The 23,183-nt window shown below is 59.2% G+C and carries 17 protein-coding genes; 6 read left to right on the top strand and 11 right to left on the bottom strand.

The window, feature by feature from the left end; genetic code table 11:
* Positions 1-50: 50 nt before the first annotated feature.
* Positions 51-1,697, bottom strand: a complete 1,647-nt coding sequence (pgi, locus tag B1781_RS08950; protein ID WP_078119331.1) for a glucose-6-phosphate isomerase — start codon at positions 1,695-1,697, stop codon at positions 51-53.
* Positions 1,698-1,846: 149 nt separating this feature from the next.
* Here pgi and ppc point away from each other — a divergent pair, with 149 nt between their 5' ends.
* Both ppc and B1781_RS08940 read left to right on the top strand, forming a co-directional pair.
* Complete coding sequence (gene ppc / locus B1781_RS08945) at positions 1,847-4,666, top strand: phosphoenolpyruvate carboxylase (protein ID WP_078119330.1); 2,820 nt, start codon at positions 1,847-1,849, stop codon at positions 4,664-4,666.
* Between the two features lie 135 nt (positions 4,667-4,801).
* Positions 4,802-6,832 (top strand): TonB-dependent receptor plug domain-containing protein, encoded by a 2,031-nt coding sequence (locus B1781_RS08940; RefSeq protein WP_078119329.1) that lies wholly within the window; start codon positions 4,802-4,804, stop codon positions 6,830-6,832.
* Here B1781_RS08940 and B1781_RS22900 read toward each other — a convergent pair.
* The gene (locus tag B1781_RS22900; RefSeq protein WP_125931980.1) at positions 6,817-6,996 is read right to left on the bottom strand and encodes a hypothetical protein; all 180 of its coding nucleotides are present in this window, start codon (positions 6,994-6,996) and stop codon (positions 6,817-6,819) included. The genes B1781_RS08940 and B1781_RS22900 overlap by 16 nt on opposite strands.
* Before the next feature lie 31 nt (positions 6,997-7,027).
* Here B1781_RS22900 and B1781_RS08935 point away from each other — a divergent pair, with 31 nt between their 5' ends.
* Complete coding sequence (locus tag B1781_RS08935; RefSeq protein ID WP_125931979.1) at positions 7,028-7,453, top strand: hypothetical protein; 426 nt, start codon at positions 7,028-7,030, stop codon at positions 7,451-7,453.
* Between the two features lie 19 nt (positions 7,454-7,472).
* Positions 7,473-9,503: an ATP-binding protein gene (locus B1781_RS08930; RefSeq protein WP_164513318.1), complete on the top strand. Its 2,031-nt coding sequence runs from the start codon at positions 7,473-7,475 to the stop codon at positions 9,501-9,503.
* A gap of 59 nt (positions 9,504-9,562) precedes the next feature.
* On the opposite strand, the gene panC is transcribed toward B1781_RS08930, so the two are convergent.
* The 8 genes from panC to B1781_RS08890 all read right to left on the bottom strand — a co-directional run bounded on the left by panC (position 9,563) and on the right by B1781_RS08890 (position 14,905).
* Complete coding sequence (gene panC, locus B1781_RS08925; protein WP_334223930.1) at positions 9,563-10,408, bottom strand: pantoate--beta-alanine ligase; 846 nt, start codon at positions 10,406-10,408, stop codon at positions 9,563-9,565.
* The gene (gene panB, locus B1781_RS23410; protein WP_334223929.1) at positions 10,405-11,202 is read right to left on the bottom strand and encodes a 3-methyl-2-oxobutanoate hydroxymethyltransferase; all 798 of its coding nucleotides are present in this window, start codon (positions 11,200-11,202) and stop codon (positions 10,405-10,407) included. Before panB ends, panC begins: the two co-directional genes overlap by 4 nt.
* Positions 11,203-11,245: 43 nt before the next feature.
* Positions 11,246-11,911 (bottom strand): deoxynucleoside kinase, encoded by a 666-nt coding sequence (locus B1781_RS08915; protein ID WP_078119324.1) that lies wholly within the window; start codon positions 11,909-11,911, stop codon positions 11,246-11,248.
* Complete coding sequence (gene folK, locus B1781_RS08910; RefSeq protein WP_078119323.1) at positions 11,904-12,410, bottom strand: 2-amino-4-hydroxy-6-hydroxymethyldihydropteridine diphosphokinase; 507 nt, start codon at positions 12,408-12,410, stop codon at positions 11,904-11,906. Before folK ends, B1781_RS08915 begins: the two co-directional genes overlap by 8 nt.
* A complete protein-coding gene (pcnB, locus tag B1781_RS08905) occupies positions 12,407-13,663 on the bottom strand; it encodes a polynucleotide adenylyltransferase PcnB (RefSeq protein ID WP_408646359.1) in 1,257 nt (418 codons plus the stop codon). The genes folK and pcnB overlap by 4 nt, the downstream gene beginning before the upstream one ends.
* Before the next feature lie 155 nt (positions 13,664-13,818).
* Positions 13,819-14,151 carry a DUF2173 family protein gene (locus B1781_RS08900; RefSeq protein ID WP_078119321.1) on the bottom strand — a complete coding sequence of 111 codons (333 nt, stop codon included), beginning with the start codon at positions 14,149-14,151 and terminating at the stop codon, positions 13,819-13,821.
* The gene (locus B1781_RS08895) at positions 14,151-14,501 is read right to left on the bottom strand and encodes a DUF2173 family protein (RefSeq protein WP_334223928.1); all 351 of its coding nucleotides are present in this window, start codon (positions 14,499-14,501) and stop codon (positions 14,151-14,153) included. Before B1781_RS08895 ends, B1781_RS08900 begins: the two co-directional genes overlap by 1 nt.
* Positions 14,502-14,548: 47 nt before the next feature.
* The gene (locus tag B1781_RS08890; protein WP_078119320.1) at positions 14,549-14,905 is read right to left on the bottom strand and encodes a DUF2173 family protein; all 357 of its coding nucleotides are present in this window, start codon (positions 14,903-14,905) and stop codon (positions 14,549-14,551) included.
* A gap of 257 nt (positions 14,906-15,162) precedes the next feature.
* Between B1781_RS08890 and B1781_RS08885 the strand changes: the two genes are divergently transcribed.
* A complete protein-coding gene (locus tag B1781_RS08885; RefSeq protein WP_164513317.1) occupies positions 15,163-17,277 on the top strand; it encodes a methyl-accepting chemotaxis protein in 2,115 nt (704 codons plus the stop codon).
* A 96-nt stretch (positions 17,278-17,373) separates the two neighbouring features.
* Positions 17,374-20,226: a valine--tRNA ligase gene (locus tag B1781_RS08880; protein ID WP_078119318.1), complete on the top strand. Its 2,853-nt coding sequence runs from the start codon at positions 17,374-17,376 to the stop codon at positions 20,224-20,226.
* Between the two features lie 114 nt (positions 20,227-20,340).
* On the opposite strand, the gene B1781_RS08875 is transcribed toward B1781_RS08880, so the two are convergent.
* A complete protein-coding gene (locus B1781_RS08875; RefSeq protein WP_078119317.1) occupies positions 20,341-23,115 on the bottom strand; it encodes an NACHT domain-containing protein in 2,775 nt (924 codons plus the stop codon).
* Between the last annotated feature and the right edge of the window lie 68 nt (positions 23,116-23,183).

Raw genomic sequence — 23,183 nt, 5'->3', positions numbered from 1 at the left:
CTGGAACATTCATTGTTCCAGGCCTTTTTCGTTTCCGCCTGCGGCGGCGTTCAGTCGTTCATCGCCAGGTGATAACGCCGCACCAGGCTGGCCGTCGACGAATCCACACCCGGTGAACAGGCGATCTGGCTGAAGTCGGCGAGGATGTGTCCAGCCAACTGCTTGCCGAGTTCGACACCCCACTGGTCGAACGAGTCGACACCCCACACCACGCCCTGCACAAACACCTTGTGTTCGTACAGTGCGATCAGGGCGCCCAACACGCGCGGCGTGACCTGCTCGACCACCAGCATGTTGCTCGGTCGATTGCCGGGAAACACACGGTGCGGCACCAGCTTTTCGACCATTTCCGACGGCATATTGGCGGCTACCAGTTCGGCCCGTGCCTCGTGCTCGGTGCGCCCACGCATCAACGCCTGGGCCTGCGCCAGGCAGTTGGCGACCAGCTTGTCGTGGTGTCCATCGAGCGGCTTGTGGCTGCGCATCGGCAGGATGAAATCGGTCGGGATCAGGCGCGTGCCCTGGTGAATCAACTGGAAGAAACTGTGCTGCGCATCGGTGCCGGGCTGACCCCAGATAACCGCCCCGGTCTGGTAGTCGACCGCCTCGCCGTCGCGCGTCACCCGCTTGCCGTTGCTCTCCATGTCGACCTGCTGCAGATAGGTCGCGAAGTGCTCGAGATAGTGATCGTAGGGAATGATCGCCTGGGTGTCGGCACCGCCGAAGTTGTTGTACCAGATACCCAGCAAAGCGAGGATGATCGGCATGTTCTGCTCGGGCGGGGCTTCGACGAAGTGCTCGTCCATGTCGTGCGCGCCGGCCAGCAGTTCCTCGAAACGCTCCATGCCCACCGCCAGCGCGATCGGCAGGCCGATTGCCGACCATAGCGAATAGCGCCCGCCGACCCACTCCCAGAACTCGAACATATTGTGCGGATCGATACCGAACTCGACGACCGCATCGCGATTGGTGGATACGGCAACGAAGTGCCGCGCGATGGCGGCCTCGTTATGCAGGCTGGCGAGGCACCATTCACGCGCCGAACAGGCGTTGGCGAGCGTGTCCTGCGTGGTGAAGGTCTTGGACGCGACGACGAACAAGGTGGTCGCCGGGTTCAGGTTGGTCAGCGTCTGCGCGAGCTGCGCACCGTCCAGGTTGGACACGAAATGCACGCGCAACCACGGGTTCTGGTAAGGCTTGAGCGCCTCGCACACCATCTTGGGGCCGAGGCTCGAACCGCCGATGCCGATGCTGACGATATCGGTGATCGCCTGCCCGGTGTAACCCAGCCAACGGCGCTCGCGGACATCTTCCGAGAATGCCCGCATGCGTGCCAAGACCGAGCGAATGCCGGGCATCACGTCGACGCCGTCGACCTGGTAGTCACGGTAACCCAGGTTGCGCAAGGCCATGTGCAACACGGCGCGCCCTTCGGTATTGTTGACCTTGTCGCCACGCAACAGGCTGTTGCCCCAGAACGACAGATCGGCGGTCTCAGCCAAGGCCATCAGACGGCGCACGGTCTCTTCGGTGATCAGGTTCTTGGAATAATCGAGGTAGATACCGCATTGTTCGAGGCTGAAGCGTTCGCAGCGTTCGGGGTCTGCCTCGAACAGATCGCGCATTCTCAGGCGACCGATTTCTTTCCAGTGTGTTTCCAGTGACTTCCAGGCAGGCGTTTGACTTATCAGCGGCATATACGAGGTATTCAGGCGTGGCGGGTGTTTCAGAATTTTCCTGCGGCAAACTTGCCGCAAATTTGCGAAAGTATACCAGTGACGGAAGACACGACAGTGACATGGTCGTCGCTGCCGACGATGCAGTACCAACCAGCGAGTAACGTCCAGTGAGCGATCTGTTTATCGATGCCTGTGTAAAACATGACAAGTCCTTGCGTGGACGCGTCAAACTCCTCGGGCGTCTGTTGGGCGACGTCATCGCCAGCCAGGCCGGCGGCGACGTATTGCGCTCGGTCGAACGCCTGCGCAAGGGCTTCATCCAGATGCGCGACGAGCCGGACCCGGTGCGACTCGCGCGACTGAAAAAGTTCATCAGCACGCTGTCACCGGACGCGCTGCGCCCCGTGATCCGCGCGTTCAGTATCTATTTTCAATTGGCCAACACCGCCGAGGAAAGCTTTCAGCACCGCCAGCGCCGGCGAATCGCCGCCAAGGGCGGCGTGCTGTGGAAAGGGTCGTTCGATGCCTGTCTGCGCGACCTGCGCAACATGGGCGTGAGCCCGGACGAGCTGCAGGACCTGTTCGAAGAGATCCGCTACATGCCGGTCTTCACGGCACACCCGACCGAATCCAAGCGCCGCTCGATCATGCTGCAGATGCGCCGGATCTTCGAAAGCAACGAGGCGCTCGACGCCCCGCCGACCTCGATCGACTACAAAGAGCATCACACCCGCAACCTGCGCACGCACATCCAGACCCTGTGGAAAACCAACGAGGTACGGCCGTCGCGGCCGGATGTGCGCCACGAGATCCGCATGGGCATGCATCACTTCCGTGAAGCCTTGTTCGATGCGATTCCCGTCGTCTATCAGCGTCTCGAAGGCGCGATCAGACGCGCCTACCAGGATCACCCCGACTATCACGGCATCGATGTACCGGCCATGATCCGTTTCGGCAGCTGGATCGGTGGCGACCGCGACGGCAACCCGAACGTTACGGCATCGACGACGCGCGAAGCGATCCTGACCCAGCACGTTACGATCCTGCGCACCTATATCGAACGCGTCGACAAGCTGATCGGCATCCTTACCCAATCGCTGGAATTCTGCACGCCCTCGCCCGCCTTCATGGCAAGCCTGACGGAAGATGAGAGCTACCGCGCGAGCTACGACCAGGAATGGCCGGCACGTTTCTCTCAAGAGCCCTACCGGCAAAAGCTGTATGTGATCTCGCTGCGCCTGCGCAAGACCGAGACGCGAGCGCGCGCCTGGTTGGATCCGCATACCGACTTCATTCCCGATCCCGGTTATGCGAATGAGATCGACCTGCTGCGCGACCTTGAATTGATTCGCGACTCGCTGATCAGCCACGGCGACAGCAACGCAGCGAATGCCGAACTGCTCGATCTCATTCGCCTGGTGCGCACCTTCGGTTTCTACCTCGCCCGCCTGGATGTCAGGCAGGAATCGACGGTACATACCGAGGCGGTCGCCGATGTTCTGGCCAAACTCGGCATCAACAACGACTACCAACAACTCGACGAGAGCCAACGCCTGCAATTGCTCGGCGAACTGATCGAGAACCCGCCGGTGATCACCGATCGCAGCGTGCTCGATGAAATGACACAGGAAGTGCTGCGGGTGTTCGACGTTATCGGCGAGATGCAGGACGCCATCAGCGAGCGGGTTATCGGTCGCTACGTGATATCGATGGCGCATCACGCATCCGATGTGATGCATGTGATGTTCCTCGGCAGCCTCGCCGGGCTGGTCGGCCAGCAGGGCGAGATCTTCCAATGCCGCATCGGCGTTTCACCGCTGTTCGAGACGATCAACGACCTGTCGCGTATCGAACCGGTCGTATCCGAACTGCTCGACCATCCGGTTTACCGCCGCCTGCTGAGCAAGCACAGCCGGCTGCAAGAGGTCATGCTCGGCTATTCGGATTCGGCGAAAGACGGCGGTATCGTTGCGTCCGCCTGGATGCTGTATCGCGCGCAACAACGTGTGATCGCATTGGGCGAAGAGCGCGGAGTGCGCATCCGGCTGTTTCACGGCCGCGGCGGTACCATCGGCCGCGGCGGCGGCCCAACCCACGAGGCGATCCGCTCGCAGCCGGCCGGCACGCTGCTCGGCCAGATCAAGTTCACCGAACAAGGTGAGGTGCTGTCGAACAAGTACAGCAACCGCGAGACCGCGATCTACGAGCTGACCATGGGCCTGACCGGTGTGGTCAGCGCGAGCACCGGCCTGATCCGCAAGGTCGAGCCCGACAACCCGGTGTTTCACAACAACATGGACATCCTGGTGCATAAGGGCGAGCAGGCGTATCGCCAACTCACCGAGCAGACCCCGGGGTTCCTCGACTACTTCTACGAGGCCACCCCGGTATCCGAGATCGGCATGCTGAATATCGGCTCACGCCCCTCGCACCGGGCCAAAGGCGATCGTTCCAAGTCTTCGGTGCGCGCCATCGCCTGGGTTTTCGGCTGGGCGCAAGCACGGCAGACGCTGCCCGCATGGTACGGCCTGGGCACGGCGTTGGAGGCTTGCTGCAGCAATGAGAAAAAACGCCTGAAGTCGCTACGCAAGATGTACCAGGAATGGCCCTTCTTCCGCGCCCTGCTCAGCAATACGCAGATGGCACTGAGTAAATCGCGCATGGACATCGCGCGCGAATATGCCGACCTGTGCAGCGACACGGCGGCAAGCAAGCAGGTTTTCGAGATGATCGAAGAGGAGTACTGGCGCGCGGTCAAGTGGGTACGCAAGGTCGCCGAGATCGATGAGCTGCTCGACGAGAACCCCTTGCTCAAGACGTCATTGAAACGACGCGATCCGTATCTCGATCCCCTCAACCACATCCAGCTCGAACTGCTGCGTCGCTACCGCGATCCGTCCACCCGCGAAGTGGACCGCGAGGCAAGCCTCGACCCCCTGCTACGTTCGATCAACGCGATCGCCGGCGGTATGCGCAACACGGGTTAGTTGTTCGATATGCGTCAGCCAAGGCCTTGGGTTCGCCCAAGGCCCGGACACCTGGCGGTATAATCCCGGCATCAGCAATCGATCGTCGACCATGTCGGAACCGAGCCGGCAGACGCCCACGGATAAGGAGGATAGATGGCCGTGATCCGTGCGTTGGTGTGCCTGGTACTCGCCTGTGTATTCTTCACCTCCGGCCAGGCAGCCGAACCGCAAAACAACAACGATGCCGAACTCGACGCACTGATGCAGATGCTCGAGCAACAGACAGAGATCGCTACCAAGACCGGCCTGAACAAGGATTTCGTCCCCGGCCTGGTTTCCCTGCTCGACGGCCGCGACCTGGAACGGCGTGGGATGCGCACGGTCGCCGAGGCGCTGACCTTGGTGCCGGGACTCAACATCACCTCGAATGGCCACGGCGCCAGCCAAATCCTGGTTCGCGGCATGACCCCCGCCTTCGCGTCGAGCACGGTAAAAGTCATGCTCAATGGAGTTAGCCTCAGCTCGCCGGTATTGCGCGGCAATGCGGCATTCCTGGAGGTACCCATCAGCCAGGTCGAACGGATAGAGATCGTTCGCGGGCCGGGTTCGGCCGTGCATGGCGAGTTCGCCTTGATGGGTATCGTCAACATCATTACCCGTAACCAAGGCAAACGCCTGAGCGGAGAGATCGACGAAGATGCGACTTGGTCGGGAGGCGGCGTCTACAGTTGGCAGTCGGAAGACCGCGACTGGGATTTCGCGCTGAACGCAGCAGCCGCCGCACACCAGGGTGGCGACCTCGATGCGCAGAGTGATGCGCTGTATCAGTTCGGCTTCGGCGCTTTTTCCAATGCCCCAGGGCCGGCCAACTCCAAGAAACACTACCGTTCCATACTGTTCAACGCAGACAGCGACGACTACAGCTTCAAGGCGCAGTGGCTGCAATTGGGCGCCGGCGACTTCTTCGGTATCAACGAATACCTGCCGCCCGACAGCCAGAAGATCATTTCGACCAATGATTACTTCAACCTGCAAGGCGAGCGCCATCTGCGAAGCAGCGAGCTGGGCGAGTTGGACGTGCGTTTCGGCTGGACACGCATCAATCGCGATGTCGACAGACGTTATGTCGGCCCGCCCGAGCTCTTCGGCGGCCCGCCCGGTGACGATATCGTGGCCGACGTCGACCTGGTGGAAGACCATACCTATGCCGAGTTCGATCTGCGCCGCCGTTACGGCGATCACGGGCTCTTGTTGAGCGGCGGCGTGGCCTATACCGACGTCGCAAAATCGCGACTGCTCATCAATCTCGACCCGGCGAGCTTCCTGCCCACCGTGCAAAAGAATGCGTTCTTCCCGGTGGTCGAGAAAGACGACGACCGCTGGAATTACCACCTGCTCGCACAGGACGAATGGCGCATCGATGACCGCCTGTCACTGACCTACGGCGCACGCTTCGACGACTACGACGATGTCGGTAGCGCATTCACACCGCGCTTGGCCGCAGTCTATCGGGCGAGCCGCGACCTGACGCTCAAAGCGCAATTCGCGCACGCCTTCCGTCCGCCGACCCTGTACGAGATCGGCGGCAGCCTGGAAGACCTCGAGCCGGTCGAATCCGACAATTTCGAGATCGCCGCAATCTACGGCCAGCAGGGCAACCGCGTCGCCGTCACCCTGTTTCACCACGACATTCGCGACCTGATCGTGTTCAACTTCACGCCCACCGGCGCAGGCTATCTCAACCTCGACGGCGCCCACAGCAGCGGGGTGGAGATCGAAGCCGAGCGCCGTCTGAATCGCTTCGTGTCGATCGACGGCAACATCAGCTACACGCGACCACGCGATGAATCGGTCGACGAAGACATCATGGATTCCACCCGCTGGCTGGCCAACGCGGGGGTCCGCTTCACGCCCACGCATGATCTGAGCTTTCACCTGCAGGCGAATTATGTCGGCGAACGGGTTCGCGCATGGTACGACCCGCGCGATCCGATCGACGATTCGATTACCGTCGACGTCAGCGCCGATTGGCAGGCCGCGCCGGATCTCATCGTGCGTTCGGGCATTCGCAACGTCGGTGATGTCGATCGCACCTATCCCGCTCGTGCATTTACCTATGCCGATGACTTTCCCACGCAGGGGCGCACCTTTTGGCTGGGCCTGATCTATCAGCCCGGGATCTGACGGACAAGATTGAACGCCGCAGGATTTACCACCTTGTCCGATTCGAAGCACGCAGCGCCGCACAAGCCTATACGCAGACGATGGATCTGGGCGTTGCTGCTGTTGGTGTGTTTCGGTTCACTGCAGGCCAACTCGGTAATCGGCCCCCGGTTGCGGGTCGGCATCAACCTGTTTCCGGCGTTCCTTGCGGCGCGCATGCAGTCCGAGCAGCGCCCCGATCACGCGGTCGTGGTGTTCGTCGAGATGAATCGCGAAATCGAGCAGATCGTCGATCTGCTGGAAGATCGTCTGCGCAGATCGATGCCCGACACCACGCTCAGCTTGGCGAAGGCAGGCACGCTGGCGGCCGTACACCGCAACCGACCGATCACCGCACTGTTCATCGCGCAACACCTCAGCGAGGTCGAGATCGCCGAACTCACCCGATTTGCTGATTCTATGCAGATCATCAGCTTTTCGCCCTTCGCTGGCGACGTCGAACGTGGCATTCTCGGCGGTATTGCTGTTTCCGACAGGATTTTACCGGAGATCAACCTGGGCACGCTTCGCCGCAGCGGCATTTCACTGAAACCTTTTTTCCTGAGAGTTGCCAGGCACTATGGATCCGGTGCTGCGGAATAAACACCGGCCACGCAGCCCAGTGGCGACCGTCTTCCTGGTGCTGATGCTCACCCTGGCGACGTTGGGCGCGCTCGACTGGCTGTTGGTGCTCGAACCGCGTCTGCGCAGCGAGGCACAGACAACGGCCCGCGCGCTGGCGCACGCCGAGGCGCGCAGCCTGCAGCCGCTGATCGGCAGTCGCTCCCATCAACCCAAGATCCAGATGATTCGCGACGCGGTCAGCGAGATGTTGATCCTGACCGACGCCAACACCGAGAGACCCTTCTTCTCGGCAATCAGCATAGAGTTCGCACCACCCTGGGTGAGCGCTTCGTTCGCCATGGGCGACGACTCCTGTACCGATTGTTTCGCCAACGAGATCCCGCTGTTCGATCCGAACTCGGGTGATCTGATGGCGATATTGCGCATCAAGAGCAGCCCGGTGTTCTACCAGGCGATGCGCGACGATATGCGGGCGAGCTTCCTGATCTGGACCGCCGGCCTGCTCGCCTTGATGAGTCTCGGCTGGTGGGCCTTGAGCCTGTTTCAGACCCACTCGGATGAAAGCGATGTGCGTGCCGCGGCCATCTTCAACACCTCGCCCATCCCTCTGCTGCTGATCAGTCGTCCGCACGGCACCATCATCGACACCAACGGTGCCGCGACGCATCTGTTCGATGCGGTCCCGCTCAGCTATTCGCGCATCAGCGATCTGCTCGACCGACACTCGTTCGAGCAACTGCTGCTGGTCGAGCCGGGCACACGACTGGCATTCGAAACCGAGCTCCACCTCACCGGTCGCGATCTGCCGGTGAAGGCAACGGCGACCGCGCTGACCCTCGACGGACGCGAACTGCTGGTAGTCGGATTGATCGATATCACCGAAGAAAAGGCGTTCGAAAAACGCCTCGCAGCCGAGAAGGAAAAGGCCGACGCCGCCAGCCGCGCCAAGAGCACCTTCCTCGCCACGATGAGTCACGAGATCCGAACGCCTTTGAACGGCATCCTCGGGTTCACCCAGGTGCTCGCTAATGGCGACCTGAGCCGCGACCAACGCGAACACCTCGAACTGATCGACCTTTCCGCCCGCAACCTGCTGGGCGTAATCGAAGAGGTACTGGATTTCTCGCGCATCGAGGCCGGCAAGTTTTCGGTTCGTGAATCGAGCGTCGACCTGCCGCTGCTGCTCGACGACACGGTGCGGCTGTTTCGTGCCAAGGCTGAAAGCAAGGGACTGGAGCTGGTGTACCGCGAAGCGACCGAACTGCCGGCAACGATCAATACCGACGGTCTGCGCCTGCGGCAGTTGCTCGGCATTCTCGTCGACAACGCCATCAAGTTCACACCGCGCGGCGGCCTGGAAGTCGAAGTCGAGATACGCGAGAGCGAGCAAGAACCGCTGCTGATCTTCAAGGTGATCGACACGGGTATCGGTATTGCCGAATCCGAACTGCCGAAGTTGTTCGAACCCTTCTACCAGGTCGACCAAACCAGTCGTCGCCCGTTCGGCGGCACCGGCCTGGGCCTGGTCATCGCACGCAACATCGCCGAGTCCCTGGGCGGTACGATCGCGGTGACCAGCGAGGAAGGCCACGGCTCGTGCTTTACCGTGAGCCTGCCATTGCTGATCAGCGATCAGCCGGCGACGCTACCCTCGCCGTTGAGCAAGCGCCGCGTCAGCGCATCGACCACCAACAACCGCGCACTGGTCGTCGACGACGATCCGATCAACGGCAAACTGCTGGTTTATCTGCTGCAGGCACGCAATGTGATCGCCGAGCGCGTCGAATCGGGCTCGATGGCGCTACGCCAGATCGAACACGCCACCTACGATATGGTGTTTCTCGATCTGCATATGCCCGGACTCACCGGCTGGGACGTGCTCGAGGAACTGCAGAAACGCCAATTGAACGGCAAACGCAATTATCCGCCATTGATCGCCACCACCGCCGACGTGCAGAAAGACAGCCGCGAGCGATTGCTGGCCGACGGCATGGACGATTTTCTGGCGAAACCCGTGGAGGCCGGTGCGCTCGACGAGATCATCGAGCGCTGGAGTCCGGTTACCTGATCACGTCGCCTGGCCAGGCGACCTGAATACGCCCGAGTGCGACGTTATCGAAGCCTGAGTTAGCGGCTCACCTCGAGGTTGTCGATCAGCCGCGCCTTGCCCAGGTAGGCTGCCGCCAGGATCACCAGATCGCGATCGTCATCGTTCGGCTCCGCCAGATCACGGGCGCGCCTGATGGCGACGTAATCGGGCCTGAGCCCGCTGTCCAACAACTCCTGCGCAGCGGTCGACTGCAGCCCGGCAAGGTTGGTGTCGCCTTCCTTGAGCTTTGTCGCGATACCGGTCAAAACCCGGTACAACACCGGCGCGATGGCGCGCTCGTCGGAGGTCAGATAGCCATTGCGCGAACTCATCGCCAGGCCGTCACTCTCACGCAAGGTCTCGGCGCCGACGATGCGTACCGGCATCGCCAGGTCTTCGACCATCCGCCGAATCACCATCAGCTGTTGAAAGTCTTTCTTGCCGAACACGGCGACATCCGGTTGCACCATGTTGAACAGCTTGCATACCACGGTCGCCACGCCGACAAAGTGCCCCGGCCGGCACACGCCGCACAGCACGTCCGAGATACCCGGCACCTCGACCCGCGTCTGCTCGGCCTGCGGTTTGGGATACATCACGTCAACGCTGGGGGCGAAAAGAAGATCGGTGCCCTCGCCTTCGAGCATCTCGCTATCGCGCTCGAGCGTGCGCGGGTATTTGTCGAAATCCTCACCCTCGGCGAACTGCATCGGGTTGACGAAGATGCTGACAACCACCCGGTCGGCCAACTTGCGCGCCTCGCGCACCAGCGAGAGATGCCCTGCGTGCAGGTTGCCCATGGTCGGAACGAAAGCGACATTGCCGCCACGCCGCCAGATATCGACCTGCGCGCGCAGCTCGCTTGTTGCATTGATGGTTATCACGAAAAGCTGTGCTCCTTGCCGGGGAAGGTAGCGTCCTTCACCGCTTTCACATACGCGGCAAGTGCACCTTGAACGCTGCCGGTGTCGGCGAGGAAATCGTGCACGAAGCTCGGCTTGCCGTGCATCGTGATCCCGAGCATGTCGTACAGCACCAATACCTGACCGTCTGTTTCGACGCCGGCACCGATGCCGATCACCGGGATATCGAGGGCGCGGGTGATCTCTTCGGCCAGCACGGCAGGAACACACTCGAGCACCAGCATCTGCGCACCGGCCTCCTGCAACGCCACTGCATCTTTGAGAATGCGTTCGCCTTCGTGTTCGCCACGCCCCTGCACCCGGTAGGCGCCGAGCTGGTGAATCGACTGCGGCATCAGGCCGAGGTGCCCGCATACCGGTACCGCGCGCGCGGTGAGGTGATGTACCGTTTCCAGTTGTGGCGCGCCACCCTCGATCTTGACCATGTGCGCGCCGCCCTCTTTCATCAGGCGACCGGCGGTATCCAGTGCCTGCTTCGGCGTGCCGTGGCTCATGAACGGCATGTCGGCAATGACCATGGTTCGCCGGCTGACCCGCATGACGTTGGCGGTGTGGTACACCATGTCGTCGACCGTTACCGGCAGGGTGCTTTCGTGCCCCTGGATGACGTTGCCCAGCGAGTCGCCGATCAGGATCACATCCATGCCGGCGGCTTCGATCTGCTGCGTGAAGCTTGCATCGTAGCTGGTCATGACGGCGATCTTCTCACCGTCCGCTTTCATGCGGTTGAGCGTGCTTATCGTGATTTTGCCCACCTGGCCTCCTCCGGATGCGAAACCGTCTCTGTGGCGATGAATGTCAGTTTATCGCCAGCGGTGAAGGGTTGAAATAGCGCTTACCGTGGTGTCGCTGACAAATCTGCTCGAACAGCGATTGGTAGTCGGCCTCGCTGTCGACAGGATTAATCTCGCCGGCATTGACGATCAGCACCGGCGCTTGCTCGTAATAGTAAAAGAACTCGGTGTAGGCGTCGGACAACCGTTCGAGATAGTCGGGTGTGAGCGTCTTTTCCTGAGCACGATCGCGCTTTCGGATACGCTCCATCAGCACCTCGACCGGGGCCTGCAGATAGACCACCAGGTCGGGTAGCGGCGCATCCATGGCCAGGCGGCCGTAGACCTCGTTGTACAGCGCCAGCTCATCGGGGTGCAGGTTCAGCTCGGCGAACAGACGGTCCTTGTCGAACATGAAGTCGGACACCAGCCGGCGATCGAACAGGTCGCGTTGTTTCAACTGATCCAACTGGCGGCTACGTTGAAACAGAAAGTGCAACTGGGTGGGAAATGCCGCTGCCTGCGCATCGCGATAGAAACGCTCCAGAAAGGGATTTTCCTCGGCGCGCTCGAGCAGGCTGGGACAGGCCAGGCTCTCGGCCAGGCGGTTGACCAGGCTGGTCTTGCCGACACCGATCGGGCCCTCGACCACGATGAATTCGGGCGCTTCCTTGGCTGCCGTTTCATCCATCGGTACAAGCACCCAACCGCTGCAGATCGTCGGTATCCACTGCCTGCAGTACATCGACAAGTCGTCCGACGCTGGGGATGTCGAGGTCCTGAACGACCTCGGCCAACGGCACCAGCACGAACGCCCGGGTGTGCATGTGCGCATGCGGCACCTGCAGGCGCTCCGATTCAATCGTGCGATCACCGAACAGCAGGATATCCAGATCGAGAGTCCGCGGACCCCAGTGCTGCCGCCGGACCCTTGCATGCGCTGCCTCGATCGACTGCAGGCCGTCGAGCAGGTCGAGCGGCGCCAAGCTGGTTTGCAGTTGAGCGACCGCGTTCACGTAATCCGGTTGATCGGCCGGGCCTAGTGGCGGCGAACCGTACAGCGCCGAATGCGCCGACAAGCGGGTGCGCGGCAAGGCATCGAGTTCTTCGAACGCACGGCAGACCTGCCGGGCGGGATTGTCGAGGTTGCTACCGAGTCCAACGTAGACAACCGTTGTGAGATCGCTCATTCCTCGGCGACGGATGCCGGTTTGCGCCGCCGACGACGCCCCCGTCGCGGTCGTCGCCTGCCGCCTTCCCCTTCCTCGCTGGCCGGCGGGGTCGATGCATTGCCCTGCTGAAAATCAGTCCACCAGGCCGCGAGCTCCGAATCGGCCTCGCCGGCGGATGCCCGTAGCAGCAGAAAATCGTAGGCAGCGCGGAATCGGGGATGGGCCAGCAGGCGGGTCGGACGTTTGCCGCGGGTCTGGTTGAAGCGCGTCTGCAGTGTCCAGATCTCCTGCATCGGCGTGCTGAAGCGCCGCGGAATCGCAACCCGCGCGACCTGCCGCGAAACGATCTCGCCCCCGGCCCGCTGGATCGCCTGAAACATCGGGACGTCATCCGACTGCAAGGCTTCGGCGCGCTGCCGTACCGGCTCCCACAACAACACGGCGAACAGAAATGCCGGCGTAACCGGCTTGTCTTCGCGAATCCGGTTGTCGGTGTTTTCCAGGCCCTTGAGTACCAGGGTCAACGGGAATTCGTGATCGAGCCGCTCCAGGCTGTGCTCGGTATCCGGGAACAGCTGGCCGAACAGGCCATACTGGCGCAGCTTCTCGAAGGTGCCGGCCGCGGTGCCGGCCAGGAACAGCTTGAGCGTTTCCTCGAACAGACGCGCCGGCGGCACGTCGGCAAGCAGCGATGAGAGCTCTGCAATCGGCGATTCGGTGTCTTCGGCGATACGGAAACCCAGCTTGGCGGCGAACCGGATGGCCCGCAGCATCCGCACCGGGTCTTCGCGGTAGCGCGTCTCCGGATCGCCCAACAGGCGCAACACGCCCTGGTTGAGATCCTCGACCCCGCCGACATAATCGATGATCGAGAAATCCTCGATGTTGTAGTACAGCGCGTTGACCGAAAAGTCGCGGCGCAGCGCATCCTCTTCGATCGTGCCGTAAATATTGTCGCGCAACACCCTGCCTTCGTCGGTCTGATGCTGATCCTCGGTCTGGTCCTGACCGGCGCGGAACGTGGCCACCTCGATGATCTCGCGGCCGAATTGTACGTGCGCCAGCCGGAATCGACGGCCGACCAGGCGGCAGTTGCGGAACACCTCGCGCACCTGCTCTGGGCTGGCATCCGTCGCCACATCGAAATCCTTGGGTTCGCGCCCAAGCAGCAGATCACGCACACCGCCACCGACCAGATGGGCCTGATAGCCGGCGGATTTCAGGCGATACAACACCTTGAGCGCGTTCGGCGAGATGGCCGAGCGCGACACGCAATGGTTGTCACGCGAGATTACGACTGGATTGACGATGGGCGGTTACCGGTACTTGTTGCGATTATTTGCGCCCAAATAATACACGGGTGTACGCACGCATTCACCGTAAAGCGTGCGACACACCCGCAGAACCGGTTATCCGGCTGTCCCGATCAGTAGTGAGAGGCCTCGGTGAGCATCGACATCACCTCGGTCAGATTGCTGTCGCCGTTCTCCACCGTGCACACCACATTGGCGACGCTACAAACCGACATCGCTTTGCCGCGCACGATCCAGCCGCCGGGCGGCGTCCAGCCCTTGATCTGGGTGAACATCGACAACTGGTCGGCATTACCCTGCACGATGCGCTTGTAGTCGTGAGCGAAATGCGCCAGAGCCTGCAGCTCACTCTCGGTCATCAGCCCGTAGCCTTCGACAAAGGCGCCGTCGTCGCGAAACTGACAAACCGCCGTTACTCCATCGACGGCAAGCAGCTGTTTGATCATCAGGCACCTCCCTGCTGTGCCAGAGCCTGGTAAGCCGCCTCGTAGTCCGCCTGCTTGTTGTCGACGACGACACCGAGGTTGCCGTCGGTAATGGCCGACCACTCCATGCCGATCAGCGTGAAGCCGTTGATCGGATAAAATCCTTTCGATTCCGAACTCGTCTCCCAGCCGCGCGCCTGCATCGTGGCGATCGCGTTGTTGGCGACGCACATATGGGCCAGCAGATCGAGGGCGGTTTCGCTCAATGCGGATCCCTCTGCGATCACATGCTCCTGCAGCTCGCCGCGATCGTTCATCACGAAGGCCGCCTGCGCGCCTTGCAAGGTCATGAGTTGATTCAAATCTGTCATTTTGGTCACTTCCCCTCGATTTATTCTTTTGCGTTCATCCGCACCACTTACACCAAGTCGTGCGATGCCCCGGCAAGACGCTTCTGCATCAGGGCGACGATCGTATTCAGCGAGGCCCCCTGGTTGTCGATGAAACAGAAAACGTTGGCGATATTGCAGACCGTATAGGCCGGTCCTCTTACGATCCATCCCTGCGGCGGGCTGCTGCCGCACTCCGGGCAGTGTTGTTCGAGCATGCCGACCTGCATGTGCTCGCTCATTGTGGTCGCACGACACATGATTGCCGCCATGCGCGCCATGTCGTCGTTCATCTGACCTTTATAGGAAAACCTGTCACCGCGGTACGAGTACTCCCCCGCAGCGATAACCCCCGGCATGTTCGCCAGTTCGGCTGCCACAGACATTTGCCACTCCTCTTGCTTGGGCCACGCTTTTTTAATTGTTGTCGTTGATTTCGCCTTGCTCGGCTAAGCCGAGATTAGCACCTGAACATCATTAGCCATACCCTTGTTGCAACAGCAATTTTCGACGTCCCACATTACTATTTTTTATGTGATCCACTTCTGATGAACGGCGAAACGACTAAAGGCATGCCTTTCCCAGCCGATAGCTCGGAGCAATTGTCACACTCCGTTTCCACGTGCGGTTAATGAAGCGTTTGATGCTGGATAATCTTTCGCTGCGTACGAAACTGTGGAGCGGCACGCTGGTCTTTGTGCTCGTTCTCGCGGTCGTTGCAGTTTTCGCGGTCAACAACCAACAGCGCACCAGTGCGGACGTTTCAAAAATGATCGATCAAGAACTGCCGGAGTTGCAAGCGGTGATGCGCTTGCGCAATCTCCTGCAGAGCGAGATCGCCACGCTGGGGCTGTTTCTGCTCAGCGAAGACGACGAGTACCTCGCCACCCATGAGGTCAACGAACACCAGATCGAAGAGACCATCGCCGAACTCAACGTCATGTTGGAGAAGGCAGGCGATGCCAAGCAGCGCGCAACGCTGACCGACCTGCGCAACATCTGGCACGAGATCGAAACGGTCGAAACCCGTTTGATCGAACTGGCGAACACCCCGCTGCAACGCATCCCGGCGTTGGGTCTTGCTCAGCGCGACATGGCACCGACCAACGCCGAAGCCATTGGCGAGATCCGCGGCGTTATCGAGATCCTGGATCTGAGTGGTGAAACGCCCGAGCACTTCGCACTTTACGATCATCTTTACGATCTTTTGCACTATTGGGGGCGGATCAACGCCGAGGTCCGCGGTTTTCTCGCCTATCGCAATGAAGACGCGGCCGACAACGTTCGCAACTACCTTGCGGCGATCGAAGACAAGCAGGCAGAGATCGCCCGACTGCCGAACCTGCCCTTCGAACTGGAAAGCATCCTTGGCTCGCTCGACCGATACATCGACGAACAAGCCGCCTCCTTCGAGAAAGTCGCCGAGCTGCATAGTGGACCGCGCTGGCGCCAGGACGCCTACGAAGCCCGCACCCACATCACACCGTTGCAGAAACGCGCGGGTGCCCTGATCAACGGCCTTGCCGACAGCATCACCGCCAAGGTCGATGCGCGCTCGCGCGCCCTGCTCGACGAAACCGAGCAGCAGACCTACCTCACCTTGTGGGGCGTGCCTGCCGCAGTGTTTATCGGCCTGGCTTTGATGTGGAGCATCATTCGCATCGTGACCTCCCGCATATCCAACGCCGTCGATGCGCTGCGCGACGTCGCTGAAAGTGGCAACCTGACCCATAGACTCGACGAGATCGGCAAGGACGAAATCGCCGACCTGGCCCGCTACTTCAACCGCTTCGTCAGCAAGATCAAGGGCGTCGTCGACCTCGTAGTTTTGTCGTCCAGCTCGCTGGCCGGCGAGTCGACCCGCATGAGCGAGGCCACGGAGATCAGCCAATCTTATGCCTCTCGCCAACAGGCGGATGTCGAAGAAATTGCGGTGTCGATCACGCAGATGGAAGGGTCGGCGCTGCAGGTGAAAGAGAACGCCCAGGCGGCCGCCGATGCCGCGGCGACCGCCAACGATCATGCGCAGGCTGGCCAACAAGCGGTGGGCGCGGTAACCGGCGCAATCGAGTCGCTGGTCAACGAGGTGGACGCGGTGTCCGGCATCATCGCTCAACTCGAGACCGACAGCAGCCAGATCGGCGTGGTGCTCTCGGTCATTCGGACCATCTCGGAGCAAACCAACCTGCTTGCACTGAACGCGGCGATCGAGGCGGCGCGGGCCGGAGAAGCCGGCCGCGGGTTCGCGGTGGTCGCCGACGAGGTGCGTAAGCTGTCGAAGAAGATCCACTCGGAGACCGACCACATCGAGTCGATCATCCAGACCCTGCAGCAAAATGCCCAATCGGCGGTGGCGGCTATCGGCCGCAGCGATCAACAGGCCGAAGAGGTCGCCGCGAAGACCGCCAACGCCACGGCTGCGCTGGCGGCTATCACCGATTCCGTCGCCAGCATCACCCAGCTCAACGCGGGCATTGCCGAGCACACCGGCATGCAGAGCGCCGGTGTTGTCGACGTGCACCACAAAGTCGACTCGATCCGCGAAACCTCCACCCAGGCCGCGGCCACCGCCCAATCGGCCAACATGTCGAGCAAGGAATTCACCATCATGGCCGGCCAGCTGCAGGACCTGGTGAAGCAATTTCTGCTCGACCATAAAGAACTGCGAAACCAACCCGCTGCGGCAACCGCCTCGGCGGCCGGGTCGTCTCCGGCTGTCGCCGACAACGTTGACGACGGCGATATCGAACTGTTCTGACACGCCTTTTCCGACACCACGCCGACGGTGCCGTCGCGCGGTGCGAACCGGTATACTTTGCTTTTGTATTGGAAGCACTGGCCGGATCCCGACTCGATGGAAAAAACCTATAACCCACACGCAATCGAACAGCACTGGTACGAGATCTGGGAGAAGAACGGCTGGTTCCAGCCGGTAAGCGATCAGGCCGACGGACGCGCAGCCGAAGGCGCGCCTTACTGCATCATGATCCCGCCGCCGAACGTGACCGGCAGCCTGCATATGGGCCACGGTTTCAACAACACCGTGATGGACACGCTGATCCGCTACAACCGCATGCGCGGCCGCCCCACCCTGTGGCAGCCCGGCACCGACCATGCCGGCATCGCGACCCAGATGGTCGTCGAACGTCAGCTCGAGGCCGACGGCAAGACCCGCCACGACCTCGGCCGCGACAAGTTCATCGAACGCGTATGGGAGTGGAAGGGCGAATCCGGCGGCAACATCACCCGCCAGCTGCGTCGCCTGGGCTCATCGCTCGACTGGCAGCACGAACGCTTCACGATGGACGACGGCCTGTCCGATGCGGTGCAGGAAGTCTTCATCCGCCTGTACGAAGAAGGCCTGATCTACCGCGGCAAACGCCTGGTGAACTGGGACCCGAAGCTGCACACCGCCGTGTCCGACCTCGAAGTGATCTCCGAGGAAGAAAGCGGCCACATGTGGCACATGCGCTATCCGCTGACCAACGGCCAGGGCCACCTGGTGGTGTCGACCACCCGGCCTGAGACGATGCTCGGCGACTGCGCGGTCGCCGTGAACCCGGAAGACGAACGCTACAAACACCTGATCGGCGAGCTGGTCGAACTGCCGCTGACCGGGCGCAAGATCCCGATCATCGCCGACGAGCATGCCGACCCCGAATTCGGCACCGGCTGCGTGAAGATCACGCCGGCGCACGACTTCAACGACTACGCGGTCTGGCAGCGTCATCGCGACGAGAACCCGATCAGCAGCCAGATCCATGGTGGCCTGATCAACATCTTCACCATCGATGCGGCGATCCGCGACAACCTCGCCGAAGAAGATACTCTGATCCCGAGTGCCTACATCGGCATGGATCGCTACGACGCGCGCAAACAGATCGTCGCCGATCTCGATGCGCAAGGGCTGCTCGAAAAGGTCGTCGACCACAAGCTGATGGTGCCACGCGGCGATCGTTCCAGCGCCGTTATCGAACCCTTCCTGACCGACCAGTGGTATGTGAAGGTCGGCCCGCTGGCCAAGCCGGCGATCGAGGCCGTCGAGACCGGCAAGATCCGCTTCGTGCCAGACAACTGGAAGAACACCTACTACGAGTGGATGCGCAACATCCAGGACTGGTGCATCAGCCGCCAGATCTGGTGGGGCCATCGCATCCCGGCCTGGTACGACGACAACGGTAACGTCTACGTGGCGCGCGACGAACAGGCGGTGCGCGAAAAGCACAAGCTGCCGGCCGACTATCCGCTGACCCAGGATGAAGACGTGCTCGACACCTGGTTCAGCTCGGCGCTATGGCCGATCTCGACCCTCGGCTGGCCCGAGCAGACCCAGCGCCTGGAGATGTTCTACCCGACCAGCGTGCTGGTGACCGGTTTCGACATCATCTTCTTCTGGGTCGCACGCATGATCATGATGGGCATGAAGTTCATGGACGACGTGCCGTTTCATGAAGTCTACGTGCACGGCCTGGTGCGTGACTCGCAGGGCCAGAAGATGTCGAAGTCGAAGGGCAACGTGCTCGATCCGATCGACTTGATCGACGGCATCGACCTCGAAGCGCTGGTCGACAAGCGCACGCGCGGCATGATGCAGCCGCAGCTGGCGAAGAAAATCGAGAAACAGACGCGCAAGGAGTTCCCCGACGGCATCCCGAGCTTCGGCACCGACGCCCTGCGTTTCACGTTCGCCGCACTCGCTGCCACCGGTCGCGACATCAAGTTCGACATGGGGCGTATCGAAGGCTACCGCAACTTCTGCAACAAGCTGTGGAACGCCGCGCGCTACGTGCTGAGCAATACCGAAGGCGAGGACTGCGGCGCAAACAACGAAGAGCTGGAACGCTCGCTGGCAGACCGCTGGATCCTGTCACGCCTGCAGAAGACCAAGCAGTCGGTTGCCGATGCGATCGAAGGTTACCGCTTCGATCAGGCCGCACAGGCGATCTACGAATTCACCTGGAACGAGTTCTGCGACTGGTACCTTGAACTGTGCAAACCGGTACTGACCAACGACGATGCGTCCGCGGCCGCCAAGCGCGGAACACGGCGCACCCTGGTCAGGGTACTTGAATCGCTGCTGCGTTTGACCCACCCCATCATGCCGTTCATCACCGAAGAGATCTGGCAGCGGGTTGCACCGCTCGCCGACAAGATCGATGCGTCGGCACAGCACACGATCATGAACCAGCCCTACCCCAGCTATCGCGCACCGTTGGTCGACGATGCCGCCGAGGCCGAGATGCAGTGGGTTATGCAGTTCATTCTCGGGGTGCGCAAGATCAAGGGCGAGATGGATATCGCGCCGAGCAAGCGCGTTCCTGTGCTGCTCGCCGACGCCAACGAGAAAGACCGGGAGAACGCGCAGAAACACCGTGCCTTCCTCGACTTTCTCGCACGTATCGCATCGATCGACGTGCTCGCACCGGGCGATGCCGGCCCCGAATCGGCGACCGCGCTGGTCGGCAACATGAAGATCCTGATCCCGCTGGCCGGCCTGATCGACAAAGATGCCGAACTCGCCCGTCTCGAAAAGGAAATGGGGCGGCTCGAACAAAACATAGATCGCACCGAGAAAAAACTGCAGAACCCGAACTTCGTCGACAAGGCACCGGAGGCAGTGGTGCAGAAAGAGCGTGACAAGCTCGAAGCAGACAAAGCGGCACTCGCCGACCTCAAGGCCCAGGCCGATAAGATCAGGAAGCTGTGATGTGCATGGCGGAGGTAACGCAATCCGGGTAGGCCGGAGACGAATGGCCAGACGCGCCAATGGCTTCAATCATTCTTTCATCAACAAGCCCAATATATCTCTAGGTCTGCTTAATTATTGTGATTCTCGACCTATTATCCTAACCTTTTTATTCTCCCGCCTCAGCTTCACTATTTCTTTTCGATCTACTCTAACCCCCAATACACTCAATTCACGAAGAGCACGACAGCCCGTCAGCGCTGCAACACTCTCTACATTTGTGTTCATCAAATTCAATGTTGTTAATTGTTCCTTATCTCCCAAAACCTCTATATCAGAGACAAGAGTCAACGCCAAATTGAGATCCTCAACTAAACTCAACTCGCGCAACGCAGAGATATCATCAACTTTCGTACCTTCGAGATTCAGAATACGCAACGACTTCAAACTTTGTAAAGCATCAATATTATTTATTGTTGTATATGCTAAGTTCAGAACCTCCAAATTCACAAACTTCTCCAAAAATGCAAAATTATCCATCGGGATTGTCGACAAATCCAACTCCTTAACGTGCTGAGGATTCTTCCAATCCTTGCAAACCCTGGATACAGTCCGCGCTTGTGAATCCCTAAGCGACAAACTAATCTGCTTATGAATCTCGGGCCGGCGATCCGCCGTCCATCCAATAAGACAATAAGTAGCAGTTTCAGTCCCGATAATCGACAAAGACCGAATTGATGCGCATGAGCTCTCCACATCCCAATCTTCATTGTAGCGAAGTAAGGAAACAACTAAATCACCACTTTTCGCTAGTTCATTCGCTCCCGATATACTCTTCGGTGGCACAATCTTTTCCAAGCGCTTTTCGACTAGCGTCTGAACCCGCCTTATGTGAGGTAAATGAACCACGCTCTCAAGAGACGCGGCAGCGACAATATACAATATCTCCCGATGCCACCCTTTGTCTCCCTTCTCCAGAAGCAGCAGAATGAACTTCTCCGCCTTCTTCACATCTGCTATAAGTGCTGCAGCTATTATTACCACCTCCCTCCATTGTGGATCGTGCGCATTACTAATTAACGAGCCAAGATCATTCTCTGTAACCGCAGCATATGCTGCCAAGTATTCTTGAAAAGTCCTGTGTGGAAAATCGATATTCGTCGGCGAAAGCTCTCTGAGAATACCGACCCGCTCAACAAACAATTTACACAATTGTTTGCCATCTGCATCAATTGGACATTCAGCCAAAGACAACATCGTTCTATTGAATCTATCCTCGACTTCCAACCGTGTGGCTGTTGTTTTCGCATTACGAATCATCCACCAGGCAAGATCCTGTAGCAAGAAAAGCAACTGCCTATCTGTCAATTCAACATAGTCCTCCATGTTCACTTTTCGTTCACGATTTCTTCGGAAGAACATGTCCACGCAAGCTCTATAAAGCTCAATTCTGTCGCTAGGCAAATTTTCCACGCGCTCGCGATGCAGCGCACATATAATGGCATTCAGCAATGGATTGCTAACCAAACGATAAAGCGAGACATCATTAGTGATCTTCACCTTCAATGCATGGGAGAATTTCTCTATATCTTTTTTTTCTCTATCGTCTTGGCAATTCAGAAGGATCGCCTTGTGCCAATGGTCGATAAACTGGACAATATCATCACGCCCCATTTCCTTAACTTCAGCCACTGTAAATCCTGCACGTTCTAACCACTGGGCCGGGACAGCATGAGGCCTCGCAGTAACTACAAAATAGTTGCGTGGATAAAGACTCGTTAGATGATCTATCCAATCCAACACGCGCCCTCGGTTGTACTCCGATACTTCGTCGACTCCGTCTATCAAAATTATCGCTCTACCGTCACTCACAATCCCGTGAACCCAATCAGAAGGCTTACCACTGAGTGCGTCTGTGACTTTATATGGCCAATCTTCCAAACTCGGAAAACTATCCGACCGAAGGTCCCTCAGCTTGATCAAAAAGGGGACAGAGCCATTGAACTCCGCAAGCGTTCCATTAAGTTCACGACCAGCTGCTTTAGTCGCGAACCACTGCAGCAAAGTCGTTTTTCCTGATCCTGCGGCTCCCCGCAAAAACAGTCGAGTTGTGGCGCTGAGAGCTTGCTCCATTCGCATACGCTTCGACAGCTCCACTTCCAGCGCAACGTAAGCAACGCTCAGTTGATAACGCCTATGTGAGTTCTGCACATCCACACCGAATAGCTGAAGGCGATCGTACTTTCGAATGCACGCTATCCTGTAGTCAGATTCAAACCTCTTGTGCGCGATACTTTCACCTTCTTGACTTTTGAGAATCTTATCTATTCCAGACACCACTTCATTCGCTTTATCAATCAATACTGTCTGTCGAGACAAGATTTCAGAAAATACAGCCTCCTGAAACCTAGGTAGCTGAGAAGATATATCTACAATTAACTGCGATGCGTGATGAAGAATCCTGGAGTATATTTGAGATTCTTCGTCTGAGAATTCTTTTCCCGGATTACCCCCCTCACTACCTTTCTTGTTCAGAAAATACCTAAGCAATCTATCGGGGCTAAGGCTTTCACTAGCTGCAAGTTCCGCAGTAATATTGGTTGTCAAAATAGTAGCCCCTGCTGCGCTTATAACTATATCCAGCCTTTCATCGCTGATATCTTTGCCTTCTTTTTCGAGCATTTGCAGAACACTTTCCGCCGCTCTGTCGGCAATCTGTTCAAACTGTCGCTGGGTAGACCTACGTTTCCGAATATCGGGAATTGCTTCTTTCAATACGTCTGTAAATTCCTCACCCACACCAAGCAACAACGCTTGATCTTTCAACCAAACACGAAAAACCCCTTTCGCTACTCCACTTCCAACACCCGTTATTAAAGATTCGAGAAACACTCGCACCCCCAAGCTCATGCGTTATTCAGCGTGACCATAAAAACGTGCTTGCCGTCTGAAATTGTCCAATATCTCGCTAAATGGCT

The sequence above is a fragment of the Thiosocius teredinicola genome (assembly GCF_002009425.1).
Classification (GTDB): Bacteria; Pseudomonadota; Gammaproteobacteria; order Chromatiales; family Chromatiaceae; genus Thiosocius; species Thiosocius teredinicola.
This window is presented reverse-complemented; position numbering and strand designations above follow the sequence as displayed.